Consider the following 17,766-nt stretch of genomic DNA (forward strand, 5'->3'; position numbering starts at 1 on the left):
CAACCCCAACCTGCGGCCGCTTCCTTTTTTTTTTAATACCCCCCCCGGCGGCCCGGGGGGGGGCCCCCCCCCCCCCCGGCCCCCCCCCCCGCCGCCGCGAACTCTCCGTCGTATGCCTGGTCAGGCATCATGTTCCGTCAACCCTTCGGTTGTCCCCGTACAGTCGAGGACCACCTTACGGCTGAGCTCCTTCCGGCCACATTGCCTGAATCCAGCGGGAAGGACGGCTCGTTCACTGCCGACGTGACCGCGCGTCCGCCGCCTCCCGGCCGCACGCGTACGCCAGCGGGCTGATCAGCTCCTCCGCGTCGGGCAGCCAGCGGTTCGCGGGCGTGGGCTTGCGGGCCCACTGCACCGCCCCGAAGCCGCCGACCCGGGTCGGCGGCGCCGCCACGTAGAAGCCCTCGCCGCGGGTGGTCAGATCGATCGAGGACGGCACCCAGCCCAGCTTGCGCACCAGGTCCGGCACCTTGGCCGCCGCGCCGGGCAGCACGAAGAAGAACATCCGGCGGTCGGGCGTGCAGGTGACCGGGCCGAGCGTCAGCTCCATCCGCTCCATCCGCGCCAGCGCGAGGAAGCCGGCCGACTCGGGCACCTCGATCGCGTCGAAGGTACGGCCGGTCGGCAGCAGGATCGACGCCTTCGGCTGCTTCGACCACATCCGCCGGGCCCCGACGGCGCTGCCCGTCGCCTGGGTCGACCAGTCGGGACGGGCCGCGTGGGCGCCGGGCGACGGGCACGCCTCCGCGCCGCAGGAGCAGCGCTCCCTGCCCTCGACCGCCTCCAGCCAGGTCCCGGGGAACACGTCCCAGTGCCGCTCTTCCGCGTACCGCACGGCGTTGTCCAGCAGCAGCTCGCCCCGCTGCTTGGGGATCTGTGCGGCTTCCGTGACTCCGATGGTCTCTTCCACGTCGAACTCAACTCCCGCCGCCACCTGGGGTTACGGGCGTCACGGCGAGCGGTGTGACGCATCGATCCTGCATGCGGGGCGCACGGGTGCACGGGCGGGGGCGCGCGTGGGGCCGGGAAGCGGCGGGCGGGTAGACACGGACGGGGGGCGTCGGCGCCGTGCCGCTCCGATTCGCTCTGTGCCGCTGTGTTCCGCTGTGTTCCGCCCTGTTCGACTCGCGGCCGTGCGACCGACGTGTCCGGTTTCGCGTGTTCACATCTGCATTGACCGGATATCCGCCGGGCAGTGATCAGCCAGTCGATCACCGCACCGGCCTCAGGGGGTAGTCACCATGGCAGCCAGGCCACTCGTCGCACGCCAGCCCAACGAACGGCTCCAGGCGCTCATCCAGGAGGCCGGGTGCTCCAACGCCGGCCTCGCCCGCAGGGTCAACATGGTCGGCGCGGAGCGCGGCCTCGACCTGCGCTACGACAAGACCTCGGTGGCCCGCTGGCTGCGCGGCCAGCAGCCGCGGGGCCGGGCGCCGGGCATCATCGCCGAGGCGCTCGGCCGCAAGCTCGGCCGCACGGTCACCATCGACGAGGTCGGCATGGCCAACGGCCGCAACCTCGCCTCGGGCGTCGGCCTCCAGTTCGCGCCGACCGTGCTCGGCGCGATCGAGCAGGTCTGCGAGCTGTGGCGCAGCGACGTGGGGCGGCGGGACTTCCTGTCCGGCTCGACGGTCGCCGCGTCCGCGCTCGTCGAACCGAGCAGGGACTGGCTGATCACCGGCGCCGACCCGCTGGTCGCGCGGTCCGCCGGGGCGCGGGTCGGCGCCTCGGACGTCGCGGCGGTACGGGCGATGACGACCGCCCTGGTCGACCTGGACCGGCAGTTCGGCAGCGGCCACGTCCGGCCGGTCGTCGTCCACTACCTCAACAGCGTGGTGTCGGGCATGCTCTCCGGCTCCTACCGGGAGGCGGTCGGGCGGGAGCTGTTCGCGGCGGCCGCGCGCCTCACCGAACTCGCCGGGTACATGGCCGTCGACACCGGTCAGCCGGGGCTCGCCCAGCGCTACTACATCCAGGCGCTGCGGCTCGCGCAGGCCGCCGGCGACCGGGCGTACGGCGGTTACGTGCTCGCCGCCTCCATGAGCCACCTCGCCGCGCAGCTCGGCAACCCGCGGGAGATCGCGCAGCTCGCGCGGGCCGCGCAGGAGGGCGCCCGGGGCCAGGTGCCGCCGCGCGCGGAGGCGATGTTCCTCGCGGCCGAGGCCCGCGGCCACGCGCTGCTCGGCGACGCCCACGCCTTCGGCCGGGTCGCGGCGCTCGCCGAGGACGCCCTGGGCGCGGCCGAGCCCGAGTCGGGCGACGACCCGACCTGGATCGCCCACTTCGACGAGGCGTACCTGTCGGACGAGCTGGCCCACTGCCACCGGGACCTCGGGCAGGCACGGGAGGCGGCCCGGGCGGCCGAGCGCTCCCTCGCCGGACACCCGGAGAGCCGGGCCCGGCGGCGGGCGATCGGCCTCGCGCTGCTCGCCGCGGCGCAGGTGCAGCAACGCGAGGTGGAACAGGCCTGCCAGACCGGCACCCGCGCGCTCGAACTGCTCTCGACGCTGCGCTCCTCCCGTGGCGCGGAGTACCTGGGCGACCTGAAGGAGCGCCTGGAGCCGTACGCGGGGGAGCCGGCGGTACGGGAGTTCGGGGCCCGGCTCGACCTGCACGCGGCGTGAGGTGGCACACGCCGCGGGGGCCGTACGGGGCGTGGGACCACGCGTTTTCGGGAGGCTGCGCACGGCGTGAGGGCGGACGCGTCGAGGGGGCGTACGCGGCGAGGGACCGCGCGCCTTCGGGAGGCCGCGCACGGCGTGAGGTGGCACACGCCGCGGGGCCGTACGGGGTGTGAGGATGTGCGCCTTCGGGAGGCTGCGCATGGCGTGAGGACGGATGCGCCGCAGGGCCGTACGGGGTGCGAGGCCGCGCGCCTTCGGGAGGCCGCGCATGGCGCGAGGGCGGATACGTCGAGAGGGCGTACGCGGCGGGAGACCACGCGTCTTCGGGAGGCTGCGCATGGCGTGAGGGCGGACGCGTCGAGGGGCGTACGCGGCGGGGGACCACGCGCCTTGTCGGGCCGTACGCGGCGTGGGGCACGCGGTGCAGCGGCGAACGTCACACCTGTGTCACACGTGTGTGCGGGCCGCCCGGCGCACCCGGTAGCGTGAGCCGACGATTCCGTAGGTCCATCAGTAGGAGTCCCGGTGACGCACAGCGGACAGGGGCCGGAGCAGCAGTATCCGGCCGCTCAGCCCCTCCCCCCTGAGGTGACCCCTGGTGGCCCCTCGGACGCGCAGGCGACGCAGTACCTGCCGCCGGTCCCGCCGCAGCCGCCGGCCGCGGCGCCGGGACCGCAGCCGGGCTACGGCTACCCGCCGCCCGCCGCCCCGCAGCCGGGTTACGGCTATCCGCAGCCGGACTCGCAGGCGACGCAGTACCTCGGGGCGGTGCCGCCGCAGGCGCCCGTGCCGCAGGGGCCGGACGCGCAGGCGACCCAGTACATCCCGCCCGTGGCTGCGCCGGCCGAGGCGCAGACGCAGTACCTCCCGCCCGTCGCGGGGCCGGTCGGGGGCCCGGACGCCCAGGCGACCCAGTACATGGCGCCCGTACCGCCGCAGCAGGCGCAGCCGGAGCGGCCGCCGCTCGCGGACTTCGACAACCTGTTCCGCAGCGAGACGCCGCAGCACCAGGCGCCGCCCGCACCGGCTCCCGGGCCGCAGCAGCACTACCAGCCGCCGCAGCCGCCGCAGCACCATCACCCGCAGCAGGCCCAGCAGCACCAGTCGTACGGCTACCAGGACGCTTACTACGAGGAGCCCGAGCCGCCCCGCCGCAAGTCGCCGGTCGCGCTGATCGCGGCCGTCGTCGCCGGGTGTGCCGTGGTCGGTCTCGGCGCGGGCGCGCTGCTCAGCGGCGGTGACGACGACAAGGGCGAGAAGACGGGCGACAAGGCGGGGACCGTGGCCGCCAGCTCCGCCGCGCCCTCCGCCGGTGCCACCGACAAGCCCGCCGACCCGGCCGAGGAGCAGGCGAAGGAGCTCGACAAGCTCCTCGCGGACAGCAACAACAGCCGCGACGCGGTGATCCGCGCCGTCTCGTCGATCCGGCAGTGCGACAACCTCGACCAGGCGGCGAGCGATCTGCGCGGCGCGGCGAAGCAGCGGCGCGAGCTGGTGACCCGTCTCCAGTCGCTGAGCGTGGACAAGGTGCCGGACCACACGGCCCTGTCCGCCGCCCTGGTCAAGGCCTGGCAGGCCTCGGCCGCCGCCGACGACCACTACGCGGCCTGGGCGGACCAGGCGAAGAGCAACAAGAAGGTGTGCAAGGACGGCCGCGCCCGGAACACCAGCCACACCAACGAGGGCGACAAGAAGAGCCAGGAGGCGACGGCCGCCAAGAAGCAGGCGGCCGGGCTGTGGAACCCGACCGCCACCACGTACGGACTGCCGAAGCGCACCTACACCCAGCTGTAGACGGCCGGCCGCGCCCCGCGGGTCCCGGCCGTCAGGGCGCGGTCAGGACCGTCTCGCCGACGTCGACGAAGCCCGGCTTCTGTGCGACCAGCTTGCCCTGGCGCACCACCTGGAACGTCACGTCGTGGTTGACGATCCGCGGGAAGTCGCGCGCGCCCAGCAGGTCGTCGTAGCGCCAGCGCAGCGGTGGCGTGAGGCCGCCGGTGTCGATCTTCGTGCCCTGGTCGAGGGCGTGGCTGATCCGCAGCGAGGAGACCGAGTCGCTGTCGAGCGACTCGATGACCTGCTTGAGGACGGTGTACGCGATCCAGGTGGTCTGCACGCCCGCGTCCGCCGGGTCGACCCGGTTGTCGACGAAGGCGTGCTCCTTGATCACCTGCTTCATCGGCTCCCAGGCCTTGTTGTCGGCGTCCGGGTACCAGCCGGTGACGAAGGCGCCCTCGAAGGGGCTGTGGGCGCCGCCCGAGCGGTCGATGAGCGGCTGGCCGACGCTGCCGAGGACGGAGGAGATCCGCACGGTGCCGCCGTCGTCCTCGCCGTCGCCGGACTTCGCGTCGGACGTTCCGTCGGAGTCGTTCCGTTCGCCGGGCAGTCGGCGGAAGGAGTCGAAGAAGGTCTGGGTGCGCTCGCCGAGCACGGCGGTGACGCAGCCGTCCTCGGCGCCGGCCTTGGTGCGGGCCTTGCTCGCGGACGCGGTGTACTCGGCGGCGTCCTCGACCGCCGGGATGTCGACGGCACCGCTGTGGCTGGCCTTGCGGAGGCCGGAGTTGAGCAGGTCGGGCAGCTTGTCACCGGCGATGGTGTCGGGGCGGACGAGGGAGACCTTGCGGCAGTTCGCGGCGAGCTGCATGCCGTGGCCCGCGATGAGCGAGGCCTGGCCGCCGTTCACGGGGTAGGAGAGGGAGCTGGTGAACTCGTCCTCGGAGATGCCGTAGCCGCCGATGTACGGGATGCCGGCGGCCTCCAGCGGGGCCATGAAGGCGCGGCCGAACTGGCTGTAGGAGCCGACGACCGCGACGGCGCCCTCCTGGACGGCGCGACGGGCGCAGGCGGCGGCGCCGGCGTTGGTGTTCTGCTCGTTGCAGGTGAGGACGCGCAGCTCGTGGCCGTCGATGCCGCCGTTGGCGTTGACCCAGCGGGCGTAGGCCTGGGCCATGGCGGGCATTCCGGGCATGTTGGTGGCGCGGGTCTGGTCGGGCGCCCAGGTCATGACGGTGACGGGCTCCCTGGAGCCCCCCGTGGCTCCAGGGAGTACGCCGCAGCCGGTGAGCAGCGACGCTCCGGTCGCCGCTGTCGTGACGTACGCGAGGAGTGAGGAAAGTCGCCTACCGGTCATGGGCATGCACAATTCCGCCCCACGGGTAACGCGACAGTGAGCGAGGATCAACGCGGGGTGACGTGAAGGTGAATTACGGGGGTCGGCCGGGGCCGGAAAGGGCGCTGTCGGCGGCGGAACGTACGATCGAACGGTGTCCGCCACCACCTCCCCTTCGATGAACTCTTCCCGTCGCGCCCGCCGCTCCTCCACCATGGGCGGCATGCCGCTCAACGACATGCCGTGGTGGCGCTGGCGCGCCAACGTGCGCTCCGCGCTGCACATGCTCTCGGACCCGGAGTTCCACGAGACGACCTGGCTGGCCGGCCAGGAGGGGTTCGGCGACGTCACCGACGCCGTCTACCGGCTGGTGGAGGACACCTGGCTGGACAGCTGGTCGGCCGAGAAGTACGTGGGGACGATCTTCCGCGACTCCGGCGAGGCCGCTCTGGTCGACGTGGCCGTGCTGCGGGTGCTGCGCATCATGCACCAGGTCGGCGCGGACGCCCCGGTCTCCGCGTACCTGGAGCACCACGGCTGGCCGGAGGCCGTGCGGGCCGCCCGCGAGGCGCACGTCCGCATGGCGACGGCGGACGGCGAGGACCCGGACGTCCCGCCGCGCTCGCTGGAAGTGCTCCGGATCATGACCCGTTCCGCCTGACACCCGCCGAGGTGCCCGACGTCCGCTGATGCCCGCCGACGTCCGCCTGTGTCCCCCGGCGTCCGCCTGGTGTCCCCGTGATGTCCGCGTGACGGACGAGGCGGCTTTCGCGTCCTCCGGGTGTGGCAGGCTAGGCGAATGACCGACCAGTACGTCCTCACCCTCTCGTGCCCCGACAAGCAGGGCATCGTGCACGCCGTGTCGAGCTACCTCTTCATCACGGGATGCAACATCGAGGACAGTCAGCAGTTCGGAGACCGTGACACGGGTCTCTTCTTCATGCGGGTCCACTTCTCGGCCGAGGCCCCCGTCACCGTGGACAAGCTCCGCGCGAGCTTCGCCGCGGTGGGCGACTCCTTCACGATGGACTGGCAGATCCACCGGGCCGACGAGCGGATGCGCGTCGTGCTGATGGTGTCGAAGTTCGGTCACTGCCTGAACGACCTGCTGTTCCGCTCGCGGATCGGCGCGCTGCCGGTCGAGATCGTCGCGGTCGTCTCCAACCACACCGACTTCGCCGAGCTCGTCGCCTCGTACGACATCCCGTTCCGGCACATCCCGGTCACCAAGGAGAACAAGCCCGAGGCCGAGGCGGAGCTGCTGGACCTGGTCCGCGAGCAGGACGTCGAGCTGGTCGTGCTCGCCCGCTACATGCAGGTGCTCTCCGACGACCTGTGCAAGCAGCTGTCGGGCCGGATCATCAACATCCACCACTCCTTCCTGCCGAGCTTCAAGGGCGCCAAGCCCTACCACCAGGCCCACGCCCGCGGTGTGAAGCTGATCGGCGCCACGGCGCACTACGTGACCGCCGACCTCGACGAGGGCCCGATCATCGAGCAGGAGGTCGAGCGCGTCGGCCACGAGGTCACTCCCGACCAGCTCGTCGCCATCGGCCGCGACGTCGAGTGCCAGGCGCTGGCCCGCGCGGTGAAGTGGCACGCGGAGCGCCGCATCCTCCTGAACGGACGCCGTACGGTCGTCTTCGCGTAGCCCCTGGTCCTCGCGCAGCCCTGAGTCCTCCCCCGGCTCTCGTCCTCGCGCGGGCCCGCGCTACATCCGGCTCAGCGAGGCCGCCGCGAAGAGCACGTCGCGGATCGCCTCGCGGTCGCCGTCCTGGCCCGCCGCCGCGTCCTGCGGCGGTACGTGGCCCGCGACGAGCTGGCAGAACTCGACGCCGTCCATCGCGACCTGGGCCACCGCGTGGTCCGGGGAGCCGAGGGCGGCGGGCGAGTCCAGGGCGATGTACCAGTGGCCGCCGCCCGCGCCCTCGATCTCCAGGTGGAGCGAGCGGCCGGGCGAGCCGGCCGTGACGAGTTCGCGGGCCGGGGCCGCGAGGCCCAGGCGGCGGCGGTCGGCGAGGGCCGCCGGGAGGAGCCGGGCGGCCAGGTCGATCATGCCGTGCAGATGGCTGCCGCTCGGCGGGTTGTACGGGTAGGCCACCGCGTTCGCGATGTCGTCCGCGTGCACCCAGCACTCGAAGGCCCGCTCCAGCAGCGAGTCCCGCAGCGGCAGGGCGAAGTCCCCGTAGGTGACGGTCAGGTCGGCGACCCCGCGTCCGGCGAAGGACACCGTCCGGATCAGGGTGTGGCTCTGGTCCCGCCACGGCTCGCGGATCGTACGGGTCGGCGGCCGGGCGGAGGCCTTCCAGTACGCCTCGGTCCGCTCGGCCGGCGACAGCTCCGCGATGCCCGCGCCGAGCGGGTCGTCCAGACCCAGCGAGGCCGCCACCAGACCGTCCACGGCCAGCAGATGACCGATCACGCCGGCCACCGTGGTCTTCCGGTTCACGGCGCGCTCGCCCTCGAACCACTTCAGCCGCACCGGCGCGTGCCACTCCGCCTCGCCGATGTCGCGCAGCAGCGCGTCGAGCCGGGCGGTCTCCGCGTCGTACGGCGAAGCCCAGGCGGGCACCGGGATACGGGCGGGGCGGCGGCCCAGGCAGTTCTCCAGGACGCGGGAGCGCAGCAGCGGGTCCAGGTCGAGGTCGCGCTCGGCGTGCAGCAGCCCGACCGCGTCGCGCAGCCGCAGCGCCTCGTCCGCGCACGGGGCGCACTCGGTGAGGTGGGCCTCGACGGTCCGGGTCTCCTCGGGCGAGCAGGCGGACAGGGCCCACGCGCCGAGGAGCGACTTCAGGGTCCGGTGGGGCAGGTCGAGCAGTTCCAGGGCTTCCACGGCTTCCGGTGCTTCCGGGGCGGCCGGGACTTCCGGGGCCGTTTCGGGCCCGGGTGCCTTCGCGCGCGGGCCGTCCCCGTAGACGTCGTCGGCGAAGGGAGAGGACGCGGCGAACGGCGACGGGTCAGGCGGAGGGGTCAGGTCCGCGTGGTCGTCGGCCGCCGGGCGCGGGCCCGGTATCCGCGGAGCGCGTGCGATCTCCTCGGGATCGTCGTTCGCCCCGGTCACAGCGACCGTCCGTAGCCGCCGGTGCCGGGCGGCGAGGAGCCTTCCAGGGGGCGGGTGTTGGCGGTCGAGAGAAGCTGGAGCCCGAGCCGCAGCCGGCGCCGTGCCTCGTCCTCGGTCACGCCGAGGTCCGCCGCCGTCTGCCGGTAGTCCCGGCGCTGGAAGTAGGCCAGCTCCAGGGCCTGTCGCAGCGGAGTGGGCATGGACGTCACGATGTAGTCGGCGCGGGCAGCGACCGAGGCCCGGCGCACCTTCTGCTCCAGTTCCTCCGCCGTGCCCTCGCCGCGCTCCGCGAAGGCCACCGCCTCCGCCTGCCGCAGTCGGTGCACGGCCTGCCGCTGGGTGAGCCGGGCGACCCAGGAGCGCATGTTGCCCTGCTTCGGGTCGTAGGCGTCGGGGTTCTCCCAGATGTAGCCGAAGACCTCGCGGGTGATCTGGTCGGCGGCGTCGTCGTCGTCGAGCACGCGGTGGGCCAGGCTGTGCACGAGGGAGGCGAACCTGTCGTAGAGCTCGCCGAGGGCGGCGGCCTCACCGCGCGCCAGCCGCTGCTGCATCCTGCGGTCCCAGCGTGGCGGTGTGTCCTTCGTCGCCATGCGACACCCTCCCGACGACCTTGCCCGACGGCCTGCCCGATGACCTTCCCGACCCGATTTCCCTTCCCAAAGTAATGCGCCCGGACCCGGCGCACTTCTCTTTGCCGCAAGTGCGCCCTTGACGGTTCGCCGGATGGTAAGGAAAGCGCCAAGCCGACGTCCAGGGGTTTCGGAGCGCCGCGAGCGGGCAGCGGGAGGGCACAGGAAGGGCGGGCTCCGTTTGGCTCGTTCGCGTGTCCCGATGTCTGAAAGGCGCCGCTCGTGACGATCCAGGTCGACGAGGACGAGCAGGAACCGTGGACCGTGCTGCGCATCAGCGGGGAGTTGGACCTGGTCACCTCCCCGCTGATCCGCAGACGCCTCCACGCGGCGGTCGCGGGCGGCCGTCACGACGTGGTCCTCGACCTCTCGGCGGTGCGCTTCTGCGACTCCAGCGGTGTCGGCGTGCTCGTCGCCGCGCGCCGGCTGATGCGGTCCTGCGGCGGCCGTCTCCGGCTGATCCTGCCCGCCCGCGGCGCCGAGGACGGCGCGCACGTCAACCGGGTCCTCGCCGCGCTCGGCGTCCGCCGCCTCTTCGAGGTGTACGAGGACGTCCCGGCCGCGCTCGACGACACGGCGGAACCGCTGTCGGCGTGAGCCCCGTCGGCCTGAGCCCTGTCGGTCGGGGCCTTGTCGGTCCGGGCCTTGTCGGTCCGAGCCGGGTTCGGCGCGCGGCTACGCGTACCACTCGCGCAGCTTGTACTTGAGCACCTTCCGCAGCGTCTCGTTCCTGGGCAGGGCCTCCACGACCTCCAGCTGTTCCGGCAGTTTGAAGACCGAGAGTCCGGCCTCGCGCAGGAAGGCCGTGACCGCCTCCAGGGTCAGCGGCTCGGCGCCCGGGGGCTGTTCGACCACCGCGCAGACGCGCTCGCCGCGCTCGGGGTCCGGGAGTCCGACGACCGCGGCGTCGCCGACGCCGGGGTGTTCGTGGAGGAGGTCCTCGATCTCCTTGGCGGAGATGTTCTCGCCCTTGCGGATGATGACGTCCTTCAGCCGGCCGGTGAGGACGAGATGGCCGCTGTCGGTGAGCCGGCCCACGTCGCCCGTGACGAGGAAGCCCTCCTCGTCGAAGGCGGCGGCGGTCTGCGCCGGGTCGAGGTAGCCGCGGCAGACCGCCTCGCCGCGCAGCCGGACCTCGCCGCCCTCGGCGATGCGTATCTCCATCCCGGCGGGCGGCCGGCCCTCGGTCGTGGCCAGGTTCTCCGGGGTGTCGCCGGGATCGCCCATGGTGATCATGGGGACCTCGGTCATGCCGTAGCCGTGGGTCAGCTGACAGCCCAGCTCCCGCACCACCGCGTGGTAGATCTCCGGCGGCTTCGGGGCGCCGCCGCCGGCGAGGAGCCGCAGGGTCGGGATGATCGGCTCGCCCGGCCGCTTGCGCTGCTCGGCGAGGAACATCGAGTAGAAGGCGGTGGATCCGCCGGCCACCGTGACGCCGTGCCTGCGGTACTCGTCGAGCGCGTCGGGCAGCGCGAAGTGTTCGAACATGACGGCGGGGAACCCGTACAGGAGCAGCATGACCGTGTAGTCGGGCCCGGCGATGTGCGCGTACGGGAAGGCCATCGAGCCGACGTCCTCGGCGCTCAGGTGGAGGGCGTGGGCGAGGCAGGAGCCGCCGGCGAGGAGCGAACGGTCGGTGTGCAGCACGCCCTTGGGGTCGGAGGTCGTGCCCGAGGTCCAGTAGATCCAGCGGACGTCGGTGCCGGAGGCGGGCGGCGCGGGGAGGACGCCCGGGTCGCCGTCGGGCAGGTCCTCGTACGCCTCGAAGACCCCGCGCGCGCCGAGCCGCCGGGCCATCTCCGTGTGGTCGAAGCCGCGCCAGACGCCGGGAACGGCGAAGAACTCGGCGCCGGACTCGCGCAGCGCGAAGCCGACCTCCTTGTCCCGGTAGAACGGGATGACGGGGGACTGCACGGCGCCGAGGCGGGCGAGCGCGAAGGACAGCACGGCGGTCTCGATGCGGGTGGGCAGCTGCCAGGCGACGACGCTGCCGGGGCGCACGCCCCTGCCGTACAGGCCGGCGGCGCAGCGTTCGGCGCGGTCGCGGAGTTCGCCGAAGGTGAGGGTGCGGTCGCCCTGGAGGAGGACGGGCCGGTCGGGGGTGAGTGCGGCGCGGCGCTCGACGAGCTCCCAGAGGGTGCGGGACGCGCCCAGGGCCTGTGCGGTTTCGGTCGCGGTCACCGGAGTCTCCATTCCTGGCGGAGCATTTCTGACGCAGCATTTCTGACGGTGCGTCAGTTCGTGCCGAGAGCGTAAGGGGCCGCTCCTTGTCGGTCCAGAGGTCGCGGGCTAGCCTGGCTGCAGCCAGAACTGACGATCCATCAGAAAACGGATGGCCGGCGAAGGGGGCACCTCCCGATGGACCTCGCCTACAGCGAAGAGGAGGAGGACTTCCGCGCCCGGCTGCGGGAGTGGCTCGCCGCCGAGCTGCCCACCCTGCCGCCCAGGCCCGACCCGCTCGACTGGCCCGGCCGGCGCGCCCACGACTGCGGCTGGCAGCGACGGCTCTACGACGCCGGCTACGGGCACGTCCACTGGGACGCCTCGCCGACCCAGCGGCTCATCTTCCTCGAGGAGACCGAACGCGCCGGCGCGCCCTACGTCGGCGCCAACTTCGTCGGCCTCCTCCACGCGGGCCCGACGATCGCCGCCGAGGGCACGCCCGAGCAGCGGGAGCGCTGGCTGGAGCCCGTGCTCCGCGGCGACGAGGTGTGGTGCCAGGGCTTCAGCGAACCCGAGGCCGGCTCCGACCTGGCCTCGCTGCGGACCAGGGCGGTGCGCGACGGAGACGCGTACGTCGTCACCGGCCAGAAGATCTGGACCTCGCACGCCGAGGTCGCCGACTGGTGCGAACTGCTCGTACGGACCGACCCCGAGGCACCGAAGCACCGCGGCATCACCTGGCTCGCGATGCCCATGAACGCGCCCGGCGTCACGGTCCGGCCGCTGCGCACCCTCGCCGGCTCCGCCGAGTTCGCCGAGGTGTTCCTCGACGAGGTGCGGGTGCCGGTGGCCAACCGGGTGGGAGAGGAGAACGACGGCTGGCGGGTCACCATGGTGACCCTCTCCTTCGAGCGCGGCACCGCCTTCGTCGGCGAGGTCGTCGCCTGCCGCCGCGTCCTCGGCGAACTCGCCCGCACGGCACGGAAGAACGGCCGCTGGGACGACCCCGTGCTGCGCCGCCGCCTGGGCCGCCTCGGCGCCGAGTTCCAGGCCCTGTGGCGGCTCACCCAGTGGAACGTCAGCGAGGCCCAGGCCACCGGCGGCGTCCCCGGCGTCGGCGGCTCCGTCTTCAAGCTGCGCTACTCGCACGCCCGCCAGGAGCTGTACGACACGGCCGCCGCCGTCCTCGGTCCCGACGCGCTCGACCTCGGCCGCGAGTGGAACCTGGACCGGCTGTCCTCCCTCTCGTACACGATCGCCGCGGGCACCTCGCAGATCCAGCGGAACATCGTCGCCGAGCGCATCCTCGGCCTGCCGAAGGGCCGGTGAGACCGACCGTGGACTTCCGACCGACCGAGGACCAGCAGGCGCTCAGGCGGGGCGTACGGGAACTGCTCGACCGGCGCTTCGGACGCGAGGCGCTGCGGGCGGCCGTGGACGAGGCCGGCGTCCTCGACCGCGCCCTGTGGCGCGAGCTCGGCGCGGCCGGGTTCTTCGCGCTCCGGCTCCCGGAGGACGCGGGCGGGGTCGGTCTCGGGCTGCCCGAGGCCGTGCTCCTCTTCGAGGAGGCCGGCCGGGCGCTCCTGCCGGGCCCGCTGATCGCCACGCACCTCGCGGCGGGCGAGGTGCCCGGGGCGGCGGAGGGCGAGACCGTGGTCACCCGGGCCGACGGGGAGCTCGTGGAGTGGCTGGACGCCGCCGACGTGGTGCTCGGCCAGGCCGAGGGCGCCGTCCCGATCCGGTCCGTCGACCCCCTGACGCCGCTGCACCGGCTGCCCTCCGCCGCCCTCGCCGGGGACGAGGCGTCGCTGCTCACCGCCGCGGAGCAGCTCGGCTCCGCCGGCCGCACGACCGAGCTGGCCGTCTCGTACGCCCGCACCCGGGAGCAGTTCGGGCGGCCCATCGGGGCCTTCCAGGCGGTCAAGCACCTGTGCGCGCGGATGCTCGTACGGACGGAGCTCGCCCGCGCCGCCGTCTACGCCGCCGCCGTCACCGCCGATCCCGTCGAGATCGCCGGCGCCCGGCTGCTCGCCGACGAGGCCGCCGTGGACGGCGCCCGCGACTGCCTGCAGGTGTACGGCGGCATGGGCTTCACCTGGGAGGCCGACGTCCACCTGCATCTGAAACGGGCCTGGGTGCGGGCCGAGCGCGGCCTGTCGGGAGCGGCGGCGGAGGAGCTGGTGGCGGCCCGGCTCCAGGCCGCCGCACAGAGGGAGATGTAGTGCCCGCGTCACGCAGCGTCGATATCGTCTTGTGTCCTGCGCGGGGGTCGTCACGCGCCGGAGCCGGCCCTGTGCTCCGGTACGCTCCGTGGGATGCGAGTGCTTGTGGGCCCGGATCGCGCCGGTGCCGCCGACGCGGTGGCTCCGGGCAGGGGAATGCCCGCCGCTCGCGCCCCGCGTTCGACTCCTCGCGGCATGCGTCGCACAGTATGGACCATGCGTACTCCTTCGCGCTGGAATATGCCCGAAGCGCTTGTTGCGGTGACTGTACGTCAACCATGCTGTCTCACAAGGGAATCACGTTCCGTAAAGGTGTGTCCGCCGGTTCGGATGGTGTGAACGGTGCAGGTGCTTCAGGTGCAGTTGGAGGTCGGGCCCGACCCGGCGGAGGTGGGGCGGGCCCGGCGATGGGCGCGTTCGCGGCTGGCCGGGTCCGGCATAGGGGACGACGAGCCGCTGGCGGAGACGCTGGTGCTGCTCATCTCCGAGCTGGTGACCAACGCCGTGGTGCACACGGGCTGCCCGGCCGTGCTGCGGATGCTGTTCGGCGGCGCCGGGGTGCGGGTCGAGGTCGCCGACGCGAGCGACCGCCCGCCACGGCCACGGCACGCGGACGGCGACGACACCAACGGCCGCGGCCTGGAGCTGGTGGACGGCCTCGCCGACCGGTGGGGCTGGCAGCGCGAGGGCACCGGCAAGAGCATCTGGTGCGAGGTCGACCGGGCGCCGGCCGCCGGGCCGGGTGCCGGCCCCGGTCAGGGCGCCGGGGTGTCACCCTCATGGGTGCCCTGTTGACGGTTCGTGGTGAATTGATCACCCTTGGGTGAGCGATTCGTTCTGCGAGGGGAGTCGAGGGGCCGTGCCCCTCGACGAGCGCGGGTCGTGACGGGTGGCGGCTGTCGTGCCGTGCTCGGGGCGCGCGCGAGTGCGCCGCCACCCGCGGAATTCCCTACAGCACCGCCACCGGCGCCACCGGCGTCCCCGTGCCGCCCACGAACGGTTCGGGCATGGCGGACAGCAGGAACGCGTACCGCCGTTCTTGTGCACAGGCTGTGGACAACTCTTCCAGGTTCCAGTTCTGCCCCTGGAGCATCCCCATCTCGACCAGGTCGAGGGCGTGCACGGGCAGCCACAGGTTCTCGATCTCCGGCGGGAAGATCTCGAAGGTGAGCGTGTCGTTGGCGACCGCCGCCACGTCACGGGCGTGGAACCACTCGGGCGTACGGACGGAGAGCCCGGGCGACGGGAAGGCGTAGCCGTGCCGGTCACCGGCCAGGTACGCCTGGATCTGCCCGGTGCGCACGAGCACGACGTCCCCGGACCGTACGGTCACCCCGCCGAACTCCGCCGCCTCGTCGAGGTCCTCGGGCGTGACGGCGTGGTCGCCGGGCAGCCGGTCCACGCCCTTGGCCGCCGCCACGTCGAGCAGGACACCGCGCGAGACGACGTGCCGGGCGGTGTGGATGCCGCTGAACTCGGAGCGGCCGTGGGGGGTGACGGTGGCGGCGGGGCGGCCGTTGTAGATCCGGCCCGAGTGCGAGACATGGGTGAGGGCGTCCCAGTGGGTGCCGGCCTGCAGCCCCATGGTCACGGCGTCGTCGCTGGTGGCGACGGTGCCGGGGCCGAAGAGCTCCTGGTTGATCTGGACCATGACGTGGAGCGGGTTGACCCGGCCGGGGATCATGCCGGTCTGCACGCCGTCCTGCTTCAGGTCGACGGCGAGCGGGACGCGCCGGCCGCTGCGGACGGTCGCGACGGCCTCCCGTACCACCTCGTCGGTGATCAGGTTGAGGGTGCCGATCTCGTCGTCCCGGCCCCAGCGCCCCCAGTTGTTGACGCGCTTGGCGATGTCGTGGAACTCGACGGGAAGTGACATCGGGCGCCTCCGAGGTCTTGTTTTCCGGTATCTGACGGGCCGTAGAATCCTGCCGACGCACGAATCTAACGGACCGTCAGAAAGCGCGGGAAGGGGCCGGGCGTGGGGAACTTCTTGGCAGGGAAGGTCGTCGCCGTGACGGGAGCGGGCCGGGGGATCGGCCGCGCGGTCGCCCTCGCCTGCGCGGCCGAGGGCGCCAGGGTCGTCGTCAACGACTACGGAGTCTCCGTCGAGGGCGGCGAGCCGACGAGCGAGGTCGCCGCGTCCGTGGTGAAGGAGATCGAGGCGGCCGGCGGCGCGGCCGTCGCCGTCGCCGACGACATCTCGACGATGGCCGGCGGGCAGCGCCTGGTGGACGTGGCCCTCGCCGAGTACGGGCGGATCGACGGCGTCGTCTGCGTGGCCGGCATCCTGCGCGAGCGGATGCTCTTCAACATGTCCGAGGAGGAGTGGGACCCCGTCGTCGCCACCCACCTCAAGGGCACCTTCACCGTCTTCCGTGCCGCGTCCGCCGTGATGCGCCGCCAGGGCGCGGGCACGCTCATCGGCTTCACCAGCGGCAACCACCAGGGCTCCGTGGCCCAGGCCAACTACGCGGCGGCCAAGGGCGGCATCATCTCCCTGGTCCGCAGCGCGGCCCTCGGGCTCCACAAGTACGGCGTGACGGCGAACGCGGTCGCCCCGGTCGCCCGCACCCGCATGTCGGCCAACGTGCCCATGGAGCTCAAGGAGATCGGCGAGCCCGAGGACGTCGCCGCGCTCGTCGTCTACCTGCTCTCCGACCGCGCGAAGGCGGAGCGGATCACCGGCCAGGTCTACACGATCGCCGGCCCCAAGATCGCCGTCTGGGCCCAGCCACGGGAGCTGCGCGCCGGTTACGCGGAGGGCGGGGCGTGGACGCCGGAGCGGATCGCCGACTTCCTGCCGGGGACGGTGGGCACCGACCCGATGCCGATGCTCCGGCAGCTGGAGGAGATGGCCCGCGCGGCGGCCTCCGGTGAGCGCCCGAACTCCCGGAAGGAGGAGGGATCATGAGGGGCGTCGTCTTCGACGGGAAGCAGGTCCGGGTCGTCGACGACCTGGAGGTCCGCGAACCCGGCCCGGGCGAGGTGCTCGTCGCCGTCGCGGCCGCCGGGCTGTGCCACAGCGATCTGTCCGTCGTCGACGGCACGATCCCCTTCCCGCCGCCCGTCGTCCTCGGGCACGAGGGCGCCGGAGTCGTCGAGGCCGTCGGACCGGGCGTCACCCACGTCGCCCCCGGCGACCACGTGGCCCTGTCCACGCTCGCCAACTGCGGCACCTGCGCCGACTGCGACCGCGGCAGGCCCACGATGTGCCGCAAGGCCATCGGCATGCCCGGACAGCCCTTCTCCCGGGCGGGCACACCGCTCTTCCAGTTCGCCTCGAACTCCTCCTTCGCGGAGCGGACCGTCGTCAAGGCCGTCCAGGCCGTGAGGATCCCCGCCGACATCCCGCTCACCTCCGCCGCCCTCATGGGCTGCGGTGTCCTCACCGGCGTCGGCGCCGTCCTCAACCGCGCCAGGGTCGACCGCGGCGAGACCGTCGTCGTCATCGGCACCGGCGGCATCGGCCTCAACGTCATCCAGGGCGCCCGGATCGCGGGCGCGACGACCATCGTCGCCGTCGACACCAACCCGGCGAAGGAGGGTCCGGCCCGGCAGTTCGGCGCCACGCACTTCCTGGCGTCGACCGACGCCGTACGGGAGGTCCTGCCCACCGGTGCCGACCACGTCTTCGAGTGCGTCGGACACACCGCGCTCGTCCGCGCCGCCGTCGACCTGCTCGACCGGCACGGTCAGGCGATCCTGCTCGGCATGACGGCGCCGAAGGCCGAGGCGAGCTTCCTGCCCGCCGCGATGTTCCTCGACAAGGCGATCCTCGGCTGCCGCTACGGCTCCTCCCGCCCCCAGAAGGACATCGCCCTCTACGCCGAGCTGTACCGCTCCGGCCGCCTCCTCCTCGACGAACTCGTCACCACCACCTACCCCGTGGAGGACTTCGCGCGGGCGGTCGAGGACATGGAACAGGGGAAGGTGGCGCGGGGCGTGCTCACGTTCTGAG

General features: G+C 73.1%; 16 protein-coding genes. 10 read left to right on the forward strand and 6 right to left on the reverse strand.

Annotation, left to right across the window (positions count from 1 at the left end):
- Positions 1-232: 232 nt before the first annotated feature.
- A complete protein-coding gene (locus ACFVGS_RS34095) occupies positions 233-910 on the reverse strand; it encodes a bifunctional DNA primase/polymerase (protein ID WP_384420995.1) in 678 nt (225 codons plus the stop codon).
- A gap of 331 nt (positions 911-1,241) precedes the next feature.
- On the opposite strand from ACFVGS_RS34095, the gene ACFVGS_RS34100 reads away from it, so the two are divergent.
- Together ACFVGS_RS34100 and ACFVGS_RS34105 are read left to right on the forward strand one after the other, a co-directional pair.
- Positions 1,242-2,624 (forward strand): transcriptional regulator, encoded by a 1,383-nt coding sequence (locus tag ACFVGS_RS34100; protein WP_384420993.1) that lies wholly within the window; start codon positions 1,242-1,244, stop codon positions 2,622-2,624.
- Positions 2,625-3,149: 525 nt separating this feature from the next.
- Positions 3,150-4,418: a hypothetical protein gene (locus ACFVGS_RS34105; RefSeq protein ID WP_384420991.1), complete on the forward strand. Its 1,269-nt coding sequence runs from the start codon at positions 3,150-3,152 to the stop codon at positions 4,416-4,418.
- 31 nt (positions 4,419-4,449) lie between these two features.
- Here ACFVGS_RS34105 and ACFVGS_RS34110 read toward each other — a convergent pair whose 3' ends face one another.
- The gene (locus tag ACFVGS_RS34110; protein ID WP_384421005.1) at positions 4,450-5,754 is read right to left on the reverse strand and encodes an ABC transporter substrate-binding protein; all 1,305 of its coding nucleotides are present in this window, start codon (positions 5,752-5,754) and stop codon (positions 4,450-4,452) included.
- Between the two features lie 193 nt (positions 5,755-5,947).
- Between ACFVGS_RS34110 and ACFVGS_RS34115 the strand changes: the two genes are divergently transcribed.
- On the forward strand, positions 5,948-6,394 hold the full coding sequence (locus ACFVGS_RS34115) for a hypothetical protein (protein WP_384421003.1): 447 nt from the start codon (positions 5,948-5,950) through the stop codon (positions 6,392-6,394).
- Positions 6,395-6,532: 138 nt separating this feature from the next.
- Entirely contained in the window at positions 6,533-7,384 is an 852-nt protein-coding gene (purU, locus tag ACFVGS_RS34120; protein WP_384420989.1) for a formyltetrahydrofolate deformylase, read from the forward strand.
- Between the two features lie 60 nt (positions 7,385-7,444).
- Here the strand turns inward: purU and ACFVGS_RS34125 are convergent, their stop codons facing one another.
- Positions 7,445-8,794, reverse strand: a complete 1,350-nt coding sequence (locus ACFVGS_RS34125) for a zf-HC2 domain-containing protein (protein WP_385696013.1) — start codon at positions 8,792-8,794, stop codon at positions 7,445-7,447.
- Positions 8,791-9,384 (reverse strand): sigma-70 family RNA polymerase sigma factor, encoded by a 594-nt coding sequence (locus ACFVGS_RS34130; RefSeq protein ID WP_384420985.1) that lies wholly within the window; start codon positions 9,382-9,384, stop codon positions 8,791-8,793. Before ACFVGS_RS34130 ends, ACFVGS_RS34125 begins: the two co-directional genes overlap by 4 nt.
- A 261-nt stretch (positions 9,385-9,645) precedes the next feature.
- Here ACFVGS_RS34130 and ACFVGS_RS34135 point away from each other — a divergent pair, with 261 nt between their 5' ends.
- Positions 9,646-10,020 (forward strand): STAS domain-containing protein, encoded by a 375-nt coding sequence (locus ACFVGS_RS34135; protein ID WP_384420983.1) that lies wholly within the window; start codon positions 9,646-9,648, stop codon positions 10,018-10,020.
- Positions 10,021-10,098: 78 nt separating this feature from the next.
- Here the strand turns inward: ACFVGS_RS34135 and ACFVGS_RS34140 are convergent, their stop codons facing one another.
- The gene (locus ACFVGS_RS34140) at positions 10,099-11,616 is read right to left on the reverse strand and encodes a class I adenylate-forming enzyme family protein (RefSeq protein WP_384420981.1); all 1,518 of its coding nucleotides are present in this window, start codon (positions 11,614-11,616) and stop codon (positions 10,099-10,101) included.
- Between the two features lie 165 nt (positions 11,617-11,781).
- Between ACFVGS_RS34140 and ACFVGS_RS34145 the strand changes: the two genes are divergently transcribed.
- The 3 genes from ACFVGS_RS34145 to ACFVGS_RS34155 all read left to right on the forward strand — a co-directional run bounded on the left by ACFVGS_RS34145 (position 11,782) and on the right by ACFVGS_RS34155 (position 14,603).
- A complete protein-coding gene (locus tag ACFVGS_RS34145) occupies positions 11,782-12,915 on the forward strand; it encodes an acyl-CoA dehydrogenase family protein (protein WP_385696018.1) in 1,134 nt (377 codons plus the stop codon).
- 8 nt (positions 12,916-12,923) lie between these two features.
- On the forward strand, positions 12,924-13,808 hold the full coding sequence (locus ACFVGS_RS34150) for an acyl-CoA dehydrogenase family protein (protein ID WP_385696021.1): 885 nt from the start codon (positions 12,924-12,926) through the stop codon (positions 13,806-13,808).
- A gap of 342 nt (positions 13,809-14,150) precedes the next feature.
- Entirely contained in the window at positions 14,151-14,603 is a 453-nt protein-coding gene (locus tag ACFVGS_RS34155; RefSeq protein WP_384420975.1) for an ATP-binding protein, read from the forward strand.
- A 154-nt stretch (positions 14,604-14,757) separates the two neighbouring features.
- Here ACFVGS_RS34155 and ACFVGS_RS34160 read toward each other — a convergent pair whose 3' ends face one another.
- Positions 14,758-15,684 carry a cyclase family protein gene (locus tag ACFVGS_RS34160; protein WP_384420974.1) on the reverse strand — a complete coding sequence of 309 codons (927 nt, stop codon included), beginning with the start codon at positions 15,682-15,684 and terminating at the stop codon, positions 14,758-14,760.
- 102 nt (positions 15,685-15,786) lie between these two features.
- Between ACFVGS_RS34160 and ACFVGS_RS34165 the strand changes: the two genes are divergently transcribed.
- Positions 15,787-16,719 (forward strand): SDR family oxidoreductase, encoded by a 933-nt coding sequence (locus ACFVGS_RS34165; protein WP_385696025.1) that lies wholly within the window; start codon positions 15,787-15,789, stop codon positions 16,717-16,719.
- Positions 16,716-17,765: a Zn-dependent alcohol dehydrogenase gene (locus tag ACFVGS_RS34170; RefSeq protein ID WP_385696029.1), complete on the forward strand. Its 1,050-nt coding sequence runs from the start codon at positions 16,716-16,718 to the stop codon at positions 17,763-17,765. The genes ACFVGS_RS34165 and ACFVGS_RS34170 overlap by 4 nt, the downstream gene beginning before the upstream one ends.
- The last annotated feature ends 1 nt before the right edge of the window (position 17,766 follow it).

It is taken from the genome of Streptomyces sp. NPDC127114, assembly GCF_042677525.1.
Classification (GTDB): domain Bacteria; phylum Actinomycetota; class Actinomycetes; order Streptomycetales; family Streptomycetaceae; genus Streptomyces.